We start from the raw sequence: 11,713 nt of genomic DNA on the forward strand, positions 1-11,713 counted from the left end.
CAAAACAGGCCGTCCGCGGCCTCGGCGCCCAACCCCGCTTCCGCTGATTCCTGCTGACGGCCCACCGGCCTTGACGGCTGCCGGAGGACCCGGAACCGGTGGCCGGTTGTTGTTCTACAGAGGAGTGGAAAACATGTCCGAACCGGACTTCGCGACCGCATCCACCGAGCGCACTTTCGGCCGGCGGCAGATCCAGGCAGGCCACGCCCTCATGATGGTGCTGACCCGGCCCATCCATTATCCGATTGAAGAGGTCTGGTCCGCCATCTCAGATCCGGATTCTTTGGAACGCTACATTGGACGGCCGGAGGGGGACCTGCGACGCGGCGGATCCTATGAACTTCCAGACGGAACGCGGGGAGAGATCCTGCGGTGTGACCCTCCGCGGCTGTTGACCGTGTCAGTGAAACGTCCGGGCGGCCACTCGGCGGAACTGGAAATCCACCTGACGGCTGATAATTCCCGGACCGTGGCGGAGCTGAAGTATGCCTCCATCCGGCCAGGTTTCGTTCTGATTGACGCGAAATCAGGCGAATGGGCTGCAGGGCCCGGATGGGAGTTTTTCCTCGACAGCCTCATCGACTATCTGGGCGGCACCGAACCCGACGAGGCGCTGGGAATTATCGGCTGGACGTCCCTGGAAGGGGACCGCCGTGAACTGTATGAGACGCGCAACGCTCAGTGGGAAGGGGCCAAGGCTCACTGGGACCGCGAACACGAAGCAACTCCGGGACCTTCCTGATCCGGACCCGGCCCACACCCTGACACGGCTCCGGGCTGATCCCTGCACACCCGTCTTTGACCCCGGTTGCCCGCTCTCTGCCGGCACCGCTCGAATTGGTGCAAACCTCCTGCCAGAAGCTGTGGATAACTTTACAGACGAAGTTGAGCGGAATACACTCAAGTTTGTTGCGTCCGGTCGGGTGATCTTCTGCTTTGCCATCCTTCCGGGAGCTGAATGATCAGTTTGAGCTTGGAAGGAGCCCGTAGTGGACACCAAATTCACCAACAAGAGCCAAGAGGCGCTGCAGGCAGCTGCCATGAACGCCACCACGGCGGGCAACCCCCAGATCGAGCCGGCCCACGCGCTGAAGGCACTCATGGACCAGCGGCAGGGGGTTGCGGTTGCCCTGCTCAAGGCCGCGGGAGGCAATCCGGACACCGTAAGCGTCGCCGCCAGCAACGCCATCCATGCCCTGCCCTCGTCCTCCGGCTCATCCGTGGCGCAGCCGCAGTTTTCGCGTCCGCTGCTGCAGGTGATTAACGCGGCGCAGCAGGAAGCCGAACAGCTTGGTGACGCATATGTGTCCACTGAACACCTTCTGCTGGGGCTGTCGCTGGACAGCGGGCCTGCGGGCAAGGCCCTGCGGGACAACGGCGCCGGCCACGATGCCCTGCGGGCCGCCCTTCCATCCGTACGAGGAGACCGAAAAGTGACTACAGCCGATCCGGAGAACACCTTCCAGGCGCTGGAAAAGTTCAGCACCGACCTGACCGAGATGGCACGCAGCGGCAAACTGGACCCCGTGATCGGCCGCGACGCGGAAATCCGGCGGGTGATCCAGGTGCTCAGCCGCCGCACCAAGAACAATCCCGTCCTGATTGGCGAACCGGGAGTTGGAAAGACCGCCGTCGTCGAAGGCCTTGCCCAGCGCATTGTGGCCGGCGATGTGCCCGAAAGCCTGAACGGCAAGACCCTGCTGTCCCTGGATCTGGGGTCCATGGTGGCCGGTGCCAAGTACCGGGGCGAATTCGAGGAACGGTTCAAGGCCGTGCTGGAGGAAATCTCCAACGCCGAAGGCCAGATTGTCACCTTCATCGATGAGCTGCACACTGTGGTGGGAGCCGGCGCGGCGGAGGGTTCCATGGATGCGGGCAACATGCTTAAGCCCATGCTGGCGCGCGGAGAGCTGCGCCTGATCGGCGCCACCACCCTGGACGAATACCGGGAGAACATCGAGAAGGACGCAGCGCTGGAGCGGCGGTTCCAGCAGGTGTACGTCGGCGAGCCCAGTGTGCCGGACACGATCGGTATCCTGCGCGGCCTGAAGGAACGTTACGAGGCCCATCACAAGGTGGCCATTGCGGACTCTGCCCTGGTGGCGGCTGCCACCCTGTCCAACCGGTACATCACCGGCCGTCAGCTTCCGGACAAGGCCATTGACCTGGTGGATGAGGCCGCGTCGCGGCTGCGGATGGAGATTGACTCCGCGCCGGAGGAGATCGATGAATTGCGCCGGGCGGTGGACCGGCTGACCATGGAGGAACTGGCGCTCGCCAATGAAACGGACGCCGCCTCGGTTGAGCGGCTGGAAGTCCTGCGCGAAGACATGGCCAATAAGAAGGAACAGCTGGCGGCGCTGAACGCCCGCTGGGAAGCGGAAAAGGCTGGCCTGAATCGCGTGGGTGACATCAAGGCGCAGATCGACGAGCTGCGCAGCGAGGCGGAAAAGTTCCAGCGCGACGGAGACCTCACCGAGGCTTCCCGCATCCTTTACGGGGAACTCCCCGCTCTCCAGAAGGAGCTGGAGGCTGCCCAGCAGGCGGAGGAAAGCAAATTCGGCGAGGAAACGCATGAGCTGATGGTGTCGGAGGAAGTCACTGCCGACGACATTGCCGAGGTCGTTTCGGCCTGGACCGGGGTGCCGGCCGGGCGCATGCTCCAGGGCGAATCCCAAAAGCTGCTGGACATGGAGGCGAACATCGGCTCGCGCCTGATCGGGCAGACCAAGGCGGTCAATGCCGTGTCCGATGCCGTCCGCCGGTCCCGTGCCGGTGTGAGTGACCCGGACCGTCCCACCGGTTCCTTCCTCTTCCTCGGCCCCACGGGTGTGGGCAAGACGGAGCTGGCCAAGGCCCTGGCGGAATTCCTTTTTGATGACGAGCGCTCGATGGTGCGCATTGACATGTCCGAGTACTCGGAGAAGCACTCGGTCTCGCGGCTGGTGGGTGCCCCTCCGGGTTACGTGGGTTACGAGGAGGGCGGCCAGCTGACCGAAGCGGTCCGCCGCCGGCCGTACTCGGTGATCCTGCTCGACGAGGTGGAAAAGGCCCACCCGGAAGTCTTCGACATCCTGCTCCAGGTGCTCGACGACGGCCGGCTCACCGACGGACAGGGCCGTACGGTGGACTTCCGGAACGTCATCCTCATTCTGACGTCCAACCTCGGCTCGCAGTTCCTGGTGGATCCGGGCCTGACCGAAGAACAGAAGCAGGAGTCGGTGATGTCCATGGTCAACGCCAACTTCAAGCCTGAGTTCCTGAACCGGCTCGACGACGTCATCCTCTTTGATCCCCTGAGCCTGGAGGACCTCTCCAAGATCGTGGACATCCAGGTACAGGCGCTGGCGAACAGGCTGCACGAACGCCGGCTCGTTCTCGACGTCACCGATGCGGCCCGGGAATGGCTGGCGCTGACGGGTTACGATCCCGCGTACGGCGCCCGCCCGCTGCGCCGTCTGGTGCAGCGCGAGATCGGAGACAAACTGGCCAAGGGCATTTTGGCCGGCAAGATCTCCGACGGTGACACTGTGCTGGTGGACCGCCCCGAGGGCAGCATGAGCGTGGACGGCGAAGAGCTGGTGGCTGAACCGGCGGGGCTGACGGTGGAAGCCGCCTAGGCGACAGCAGCCTTCTCCCTGACAGCCTCCCCGCTTCTATTCCTGGAGCAGGGAGGCTGTCAGGTCCTGGTCGCCGCTGGAGACCACAAAGCAGTCGACCCGGCGGTCCCCGTCATCCCAGGAGTCTTCGGTGGGAACCACTTTGGTTTCCTGCAGCTTCAAATCGGGGTTGGCGGTCAGCGTCTCTGAGTACTGCACCTGGGAGCAGACCTCGGTGGCCTTGGCCGAAAGGGCTTCGGAGCCGGGAAAGTCGTCATCCTCCGGATAAGAGTCAGTTGCCACCAACTGAGCATTATGCGGCGTCTCGCAGGTCACCACGGTGACGGGCTGGTCGAACGCCTCAAATCCCTGCAGGCAGTCGCCTGCCGACAGATCCAGAGGTTCCACGTTTTCTTCCACGACTCCGGGAGCCTTTTCCGGTTGGAGCACCACCGTAAAGAGCAGTACCACGAGGACGGCAAGGATGCCCAGGATGCCCAGGATGATCAGGACCCGTTTGGTGTTCCCGCCGTCGCTGGTGCCATTGCCGGTGCTGTTGCTGCCGGCTCCCGCGGGCTGTTCTGCAGTCCGGTGGGATCGGCGTGACTCCGGAGCCGGTGCGGCGGCTGGCTTCTCAGCAGCGCCGGCATCGTCTTTTGCACTCTCCGGGCGGGAGGCCTTCGCCGGCCCGGGCTGGCCGGCAGCCAGGGCGGCCGGGTGATTGGCCGCCGGATCGGTCAGAACGGCTGCATCTGCGGCTTCGGCCTCCACGGCCTTGACCTCGTCCTCGGCGTCAGCGAGGGAGGACGCTTCCGCGGCATCGGCGCTGATGTCCGGGCTCTCCAGTGCCGGCTCCGCCAAAGTGACGTCATCGGTCAGCTCGGGTTCCGCTGCCGTATGGGCGGGCTCATCCTGCGAGCCGGCGGGGTTCTCCGCCTGGCCGTCAAAGGCTGTGGACCACAGCTCGCCGTCGTGGCTCTGGCCGCCCGTGAGCCACTGCGGCGGCTCTGCGTGGGCTTCAAGATCGGGCAGAACCGCAGCCGCCTCCGCTGCTTCCGGTGACGGTTCCGGAGTGGCTTTTGCCGCGGGTGTCGAAGCCCCGTGCGCAGGCGAGGGACGGTTCTCCGGTGTGCTGTTTTTATCGCTCATGGTGAACGTCATTCCTCCCTGCAGACGGCCTTCTGCGGCCCCGAATTGGTCTCTACCCCTGACTTTACCCAGTCTTGCCGGAGGACCGCAGGGCCGGGGCTTTCACGGGCTGTGAACAATCCGGTAGCTTCGAGTGCCTTATAAGGCGAGGCGGGCACCAAGGTGCCCGGAAAACATGTAACCTGTACTTACGACAAATTGACCAAATATTCCGGGGCCTCGCTCATTTGCTCAGAGCGACCACCTCCGGATCGACGCAAAAAGGGGGTCACGCCATGGGGCGCGGCCGTCAAAAGGCAAAAGCAACCAAGCAGGCCCGGGAAATGAAGTACTTCACCCCGGCCACGGACTACTCGGCACTGCAGCGTGAGCTTGCGGGACCAACGAGCCGTCCATCGAGTCGATATCCCGAGGAGCCGGCTGAGCCGGACTACTCGGCGTACGAAGACAAGTACGCGGATCAATTTGGCGACGATGACGACGATGAAGGTACTTCCCGCCGCACCGGCTAAAGCGGCTCTTCAAAGCGTCGGCCAATTGCTATCCTTCAGCGGATCACCCCCGGGTGGATCCGCTGAAGGCCGTTAAGACACGTTTACTGCTCAAGGCCGTATCTTCAGCACGGAAAAGGGTGCCCATCGAAGCCGATGGGCACCCTTTGCACAGGACGCTGAGGGAAGCGGACGCTTTGGTTAGACGGCGTAGTTTCCCACGAGCCGGACGGCTCCGCCGTCAACGCCCTTGGCGCCCTGAACGTAGTCCGGGCCGGGCTGTACGGAGCCCGCAGCGCCCACGGTGCCCATCACCCAGGCCGGAACTCCGCGCTCTGTCAGCCGGGCTACGGCTGCATCCGCTCCGGCAGCATCGACGATTGCCACCATGCCCACTCCGAGGTTGAGCGTGCGCTCAAGATCCGGCTGAGGAACGTTGCCCAGCTCGGCCACCAGCTTGAAGATGGGCGGCAGTTCCCAGGTGGAGCGGTCCACTGTGGCTTCGAGTCCCTTGGGCAGTACGCGCGCCAGATTGGCTGCCAGGCCGCCTCCGGTGACATGGCTGAACCCATGGACTCCGGCGGCTTCCAGACGGGCCAGGTCCAGGCAGTCGGCCGCATAAACCCGTGTCGGTTCCAGCAGCTCTTCACCCAGCGTGCGTCCCAGTTCGCTGACCTGGCGCTCCAGCTGCCAGCCGGCATGATTGATGACTCTGCGGACCAGGGAGTAACCGTTGGAATGGAGGCCCGAGGACGCCATGGCGATCACCACGTCGCCGTTCCGCACCCGTTCGGGACCCAGCAGGTTGGCGGCTTCCACCACACCCGTGGCGGCACCGGCGACGTCGTACTCGTGTTCGCCCAGAAGCCCGGGGTGCTCGGCGGTTTCGCCGCCCACCAGCGCGGTCCCTGCCACCTCGCACGCTGCCGCGATGCCGCGCACAATATCGGCGATACGCTCCGGAACCACTTTGCCGCAGGCGATGTAATCGGTCATGAACAGCGGCTCGGCACCCACCACCACAATGTCATCCACCACCATGCCCACCAGATCAAAACCGATGGTGTCGTGGATGTCCAGGGCCTGCGCAATGGCCACCTTGGTGCCCACGCCGTCGGTGGAGGTTGCCAGCAGCGGCTTCTTGTAGGTCAGGAGCCGGGACACATCGTAGAGGCCGGCGAAACCGCCCACCCCGCCCAGGACGGAGGAGTTGTGGGTGGCCTTGACTGCCGACTTCATCAGTTCAACGGCTTTGTCTCCGGCCTCAACATCAACGCCTGCAGAGGCATAGGTGATGGCGGTGTTGGACGAGCTCATACGGCTTCCTTCTTGTCGGACTCGGTGAGGAGGTTCTCATACTCGGAATCAGGGCCCGGGTCGCAGCCGTTGGCACTGCTGTCCTCGGCAGGATTGGCCGGGGCAGCGGTTTCCAGCAAGGACTTGCCGAGTTTGTCCGCCGAGGGCAGCTCAATGGGGTAGACGCCGGTGAAGCACGCAGTGCAGAGGCGCTCGCGCGGCTGCTGGGTGGCGCCGATCATTCCGTCTTGGGAGATGTACGCCAGGCTGTCCGCGCCCACGGAGGCGCAGATTTCCTCCACCGCAGCACCGTTGGCGATCAGTTCCGCCCGGGAAGCGAAGTCGATCCCGTAGAAGCACGGCCACTGGACCGGAGGGGAGGAGATCTTCACATGTACTTCGGCGGCACCCACCTCGCGAAGCATCCGCACAATGGCCCGCTGGGTGTTGCCCCGGACGATGGAATCATCCACCACCACCACACGCTTGCCGCGGATGACGGATTCCAGGGCGTTGAGCTTGAGCTTGATGCCCAGCTGGCGGAGTGTCTGGCTGGGCTGGATGAAGGTGCGGCCCACGTAGGAGTTCTTGACGAACCCGTGGGCAAAGGGAATTCCCGATTCTTCGGCGTAACCCACGGCCGCAGGGGTTCCGGATTCCGGCACCGGAATCACGATGTCGGCTTCCACCGGATGCTCACGGGCCAGCTGGCGGCCCATCTCCACCCGGCTCTCATAGACGGACCGGCCGCTGATGACGGCGTCGGGCCGGGCAAGGTAGACGTACTCGAACACGCAGCCGGCGGGGGTGGGCTCACCGAACATCGTGCTCCGGATGCCGTCTTCATCTATCGCGATGAATTCACCGGGCTTGATTTCCCGGATGAAGCTGGCGCCAACGGTGGCCAGGGCGGAACCTTCGGAGGCCACCACCCAGCCGCGGCTCAGCCGTCCCAGGACCAGCGGGCGCACGCCGTACGTGTCGCGGGCGGCGTAGAGCGTGCCTTCATCCATGAAGACAAAGGAAAACGCTCCGCGCAGCTGAGGCAGCAGTTCCAGCGCCGTGGCTTCCAGGGAGCGTCCGTCCGAGCCGTTGAGGAGGGCCGTGACCAGGGCTGTGTCCGATGTGTTGCCCTGGGCAATCTCGCCGGAACGGGGGTGGCCCTCGCGTTCAACGATCCGCTCGTACAGTTCGGCGGAATTGGTCAGGTTCCCGTTGTGGGCCAGAGCCACCGTGCCGCTGGCGGTTGCTCCGAGAGTGGGCTGCGCATTGGCCCACTGCGAAGCGCCCGTAGTGGAATACCGGCAATGCCCCACCGCAATGTATCCGGTGAGGGTATTGAGGGTTGTCTCGTCAAAGACCTGGGACACCAGACCCATGTCCTTGTAGACACTGATTCTTTTGCCATCACTCGTGGCAATGCCCGCGGACTCCTGTCCGCGGTGCTGCAGGGCGTACAGCCCGTAATAGGTAAGCTTCGCTACCTCTTCGCCGGGGGCCCAGACGCCGAAAACTCCGCAGGCATCCTGCGGACCTTTTTCGCCGGGCATGAGATCGTGGGAAAGCTTTCCATCACCGCGTGCCATGGGAGTAGTCTCTCACGCCGCGGCGAAAGGTTTACCTTGATGCGCAACCATTACGGCCGCGTGCAGAAACGGTTTAGTCTTCGTCCCGTTCAACCACGGCGCGGCGCATTTTGCGGACGCTGATCCAGTCCAGCAGCAAGGCTGCCAAGGCGCCCAGGCCTACGCCGGGAATCGCGAACATGATGGTGAAAAACCCAAGGGTTGCAGTGCGCGTGTAGGTGGGATCTTCCGGGCCGCTGTACGCGACCACCAGCGCGGCAATAAAGCCGAGGACCACGCCCAGCAACAGGAACGGAACGAAGCGGGGAGCGCGGCGGACGGTGATCTCACGGCGCTCGGGGCTGTGCTGCTCGGAATTCATATCCAAATTCTACCGGCAGTAGAGATTATCGGGCTGCACGGAAAAGCGGCAGCCACTGGGAAAGGTCGGCCCGCAGTCCCGATGCCGCCACCTTGCCGGCCCCGACAGCACCGTCCCAGGACTGCCCGCCCGACACCAGCGCCAGCCAGGTGGCGGCGTCGGTCTCGATCACATTGGGCGGCGTGCCGCGGGTATGCCGCGGTCCGGCAACGCACTGGGTGACTCCGAACGGCGGCACCCGCACCTCCACGCTGTTGCCCGGGGCGCGCTCCGCCAGTTCCTCCAGGGTGAAGCGGACCGCCGTTGCCAGGGTGTTGCGGTCGGTCTTGGTTCCGGCGGCGGCGGCGGCCAGGGCCGCACGCAGCGCCGATTCGCCGTCAGGGGCGGGAACCCGTCGTCGTGCCATCTCTTTTGGGCCGGCCGCTCAGGAATCGAGCAGGGCTGAATCCAGCAGGGCCATCACCGGAGCGCCCAAGCGGATGCTGCCCACCGGCTCTCCGCCGCCCAGAATGGGGCGGACAATCTTGTCCAGCACGGCACTGATCTTTCCGGGGTCCACGGCACCGCTAGCGGCCAGGAGGGTCAGACCCACCAGGGACGCGGCCCGGGTGTCGCCGTCGAGCATCTTCAGGGCCACAGATACGCCCGTGTCAGTGCCCAGAACCAGCACGCCCTCGGCGCCGTTCTTGCAGATGATGCCCAGATCCTCCATCACCACGGTGTTTTCGCGGCCGTGGCCGTGGACAGCCCAGGGGTAATCCAGCATGGCGGTCGCCACCGTGGCAGCCCGGGCATTGCCGTGCTTGTTTGAGGGAGCTTTGGACAAGCGCCCGATTCCGCGGGCCAGGCCGGTCAGCGAAACCGCGGCCAGCGGGGCACCGCAGCCGTCAGTGCCCCAGTGGGTGATGCTTTCACCGGTGAATTCCTCGATGACGTCTTTGATGCGCTGCTGCAGCGGATGCTGCGGGTCCAGATAGGTGGCGTGGTCCCAGTTGTTCTCGGTGCAGGCCCAGAGGAAGGCGGCGTGCTTGCCGGAGCAGTTGAAGGCGAGCCGGTTCTTGCCCTTGCCGGCACGGATAAGTTCGTGGCGGGCGGTCTCGTCCTGGGGCCAGTCTTCGGGGCATTGCAAATGGTCTTCGGTGACGCCGGCGGCGGCCAGCATGGTCAACACCACGTCGGTGTGCTCTTTGGCGCCGATGTGGCTGGCGGCGGCCAGGGCAACCTGCGGCCCGCGCAGCGGAACCCCGGACTGCATCGCGGCAATGGCCTGGAAAGGCTTGAGTGTGGACCGCGGGAAGATGGGCGTGGTGATGTCGCCCAGGGCGGTGACTACGGTTCCGTCAGCGGCCATCACCACGGCGGAACCGATATGGCGGGACTCAATGAATCCGCTGCGTTCCACAACGGCAAGTTCAACGGCATCGGACGCGGTAAAAGTGGCAGGCATACTTCTATTCCACCATGAACTGCACCGACTGCCAGCCGGAGGCCCCGTCGGGAACCGTGTCCGCCCGTGCCTCGGTCTGTACGCCGTCGCGGGGGTCCGTGGCACGGGCGCGGACCGTGTGGTTGCCGCGGGACAGGGCTTCGGTGCGGAAGGAAAACTGGCGCCAGGTGTCCACCGAAGCTTCGGCGGCCAGGACTGCTGGCTGCCAGCCGCCGTCGTCCACCTGCACCTCCACACCGGTGATGCCGCGCTGCTGGGACCAGGCCGTGCCGCCTACGTCCACGGGTCCAGCAGGGACCCGGGCAAAGGACCCCGGCACCTCTACCCGCGCCATGGTTTTCACGGGCGCCTTTTCAGCCCATCCGCGGTCCGTCCAGTAAGCCTTCTGCGCATCGAAACGGGTTACTTCCATGTCAATGATCCATTTGGTGGCGGAGACAAACCCGTACAGGCCGGGAACCACCATCCGGACCGGATAGCCGTGCACCGGCGGCAGGGGTTCACCGTTCATGCCGACCGCCAGCAGCGCATCCCGGCCATCGCGCAGCACTGCCAGCGGGGTGGAGGCGCTGAAGCCGTCGATGCTGGTGGAGAGCACCATGTCCGCGTCGTCGGTGGGCCGCGCCCGGGCCAGCAGCTCGCGCACCGGAAGGCCCAGCCACTTGGCGGTTCCGGCGAGGTCTCCGCCGAGCGGGTTGGAGACGCAGGTCAGGGTCAGGTGGCGTTCCACCAGCGGAGAATCCAGCAGCTCGGCAAAACTGATCCGCACTTCCTGTTCCACGAGGCCGTGGATGCGCAGCTCCCAGGTTTCCGCGTCAATTTCCGGCACGCTCAAAGCAGTGTCAATCCGGTAGAAATCCGCATTGGACGTTAGCCACGGGGTGACACCGGATACCGGTGACTGCAGTCCGGCGGGCAGCGCCGGCGCCGGATCCGCCGCGGTTGGCAGCTTCAGGGCGGCTCGGAAGGACGCGGTGGTGTTGCGGGCCGAGGCGATGGCACGTCCGCCGGCAGCGGCGGCGGCAGCGACAACGGCGGTGAGTCCGGCGGCGGCGAAAAACCCGCGGCGGGTGGTGTTCAGGGGGTGGCGGGGCGCGGGGGACGGGTCGCCGATGACGGCCCCGGCACCGCCGTCGTTCTCTCCGCCCCCCGCTGAGACCGCCTGAACAGCGGGAGACCGTTCGGGGGAAACCGCTGCAAGGTCCCCACTATCCGCCTGCTCCGCGGGCACTGCAACGGTTGGCCCGGAAGCGGAGGCAGGAATGCGCCGAATCAGTCCCCGCAGGACAAGGATTCCGACGGTGGTGCCCAGCACCGCGGGGGCCGCATCCACGGCGGCTGCACCCGCCCGCGTCAGCACGCACGCCACAATCACCGCTCCCATGACGACGACGGCGGCCACCCCAAGTTTCCAGCGCCTGCTCGCCAGCACTCCTGCGCAGGCGGCAAGCACCGCAATCGTGAGGGCCATGCCCGCAAACAGCGCGGCCTTGTCATTGGTGCCGAAGGTTTCCACCGCAAAGTTCTTGAGCCACAGGGGTGTGAAGTCGATGAACGTGGACCCCAGCGCAATCAGGGGACGGGCCCGGGCCGAGAAGAAGGCGGCGGACAGTTCCGCGGCGGCCAGCACGGTTGCGGCGGCGAGGATTCCCGCAAGCGCAGCGTACAGGGCCCGGTGCACGGGCCGGTGCACGGTTCCGTGCCGGGGCCGGGTGGGGACGGCGGGGTACTTCGGGGAAGCGGTCATGGCTCCTATTCGCAGCCGGTGCCCGCTTGTATGGGCG

The 11,713-nt window shown here is 65.3% G+C and carries 10 protein-coding genes; 3 read left to right on the forward strand and 7 right to left on the reverse strand.

Features of this window, described 5'->3' with window-relative positions:
* Window positions 1–133 precede the first annotated feature (133 nt).
* Together AC4D2W_RS06980 and clpB are read left to right on the forward strand one after the other, a co-directional pair.
* Window positions 134–742, forward strand: a complete 609-nt coding sequence (locus AC4D2W_RS06980) for an SRPBCC domain-containing protein (RefSeq protein WP_490926200.1) — start codon at window positions 134–136, stop codon at window positions 740–742.
* Between the two features lie 247 nt (window positions 743–989).
* Window positions 990–3,620: an ATP-dependent chaperone ClpB gene (gene clpB / locus AC4D2W_RS06985; protein ID WP_490926201.1), complete on the forward strand. Its 2,631-nt coding sequence runs from the start codon at window positions 990–992 to the stop codon at window positions 3,618–3,620.
* Between the two features lie 36 nt (window positions 3,621–3,656).
* On the opposite strand, the gene AC4D2W_RS06990 is transcribed toward clpB, so the two are convergent.
* Window positions 3,657–4,748, reverse strand: a complete 1,092-nt coding sequence (locus tag AC4D2W_RS06990; protein WP_490926202.1) for a septum formation family protein — start codon at window positions 4,746–4,748, stop codon at window positions 3,657–3,659.
* Window positions 4,749–5,023: 275 nt separating this feature from the next.
* Here AC4D2W_RS06990 and AC4D2W_RS06995 point away from each other — a divergent pair, with 275 nt between their 5' ends.
* Window positions 5,024–5,260, forward strand: coding sequence for a DUF3073 domain-containing protein (locus tag AC4D2W_RS06995; RefSeq protein WP_104102792.1), 237 nt, complete (start codon window positions 5,024–5,026; stop codon window positions 5,258–5,260).
* Between the two features lie 180 nt (window positions 5,261–5,440).
* Here AC4D2W_RS06995 and purM read toward each other — a convergent pair whose 3' ends face one another.
* The 6 genes from purM to AC4D2W_RS07025 all read right to left on the reverse strand — a co-directional run bounded on the left by purM (window position 5,441) and on the right by AC4D2W_RS07025 (window position 11,676).
* Complete coding sequence (gene purM / locus AC4D2W_RS07000) at window positions 5,441–6,556, reverse strand: phosphoribosylformylglycinamidine cyclo-ligase (RefSeq protein WP_490926203.1); 1,116 nt, start codon at window positions 6,554–6,556, stop codon at window positions 5,441–5,443.
* Window positions 6,553–8,121 (reverse strand): amidophosphoribosyltransferase, encoded by a 1,569-nt coding sequence (gene purF / locus AC4D2W_RS07005; protein WP_490926204.1) that lies wholly within the window; start codon window positions 8,119–8,121, stop codon window positions 6,553–6,555. The genes purM and purF overlap by 4 nt, the downstream gene beginning before the upstream one ends.
* Before the next feature lie 73 nt (window positions 8,122–8,194).
* Complete coding sequence (locus AC4D2W_RS07010; RefSeq protein ID WP_490926205.1) at window positions 8,195–8,482, reverse strand: hypothetical protein; 288 nt, start codon at window positions 8,480–8,482, stop codon at window positions 8,195–8,197.
* Window positions 8,483–8,507: 25 nt separating this feature from the next.
* On the reverse strand, window positions 8,508–8,888 hold the full coding sequence (locus tag AC4D2W_RS07015) for a sterol carrier family protein (protein WP_490926206.1): 381 nt from the start codon (window positions 8,886–8,888) through the stop codon (window positions 8,508–8,510).
* Between the two features lie 18 nt (window positions 8,889–8,906).
* Window positions 8,907–9,929, reverse strand: coding sequence for an asparaginase (locus AC4D2W_RS07020; RefSeq protein WP_490926207.1), 1,023 nt, complete (start codon window positions 9,927–9,929; stop codon window positions 8,907–8,909).
* 4 nt (window positions 9,930–9,933) lie between these two features.
* Entirely contained in the window at window positions 9,934–11,676 is a 1,743-nt protein-coding gene (locus AC4D2W_RS07025; RefSeq protein ID WP_490926208.1) for a molybdopterin-dependent oxidoreductase, read from the reverse strand.
* Window positions 11,677–11,713: the final 37 nt, after the last annotated feature.

The organism is Arthrobacter sp. TJ-58 (assembly GCF_058269295.1).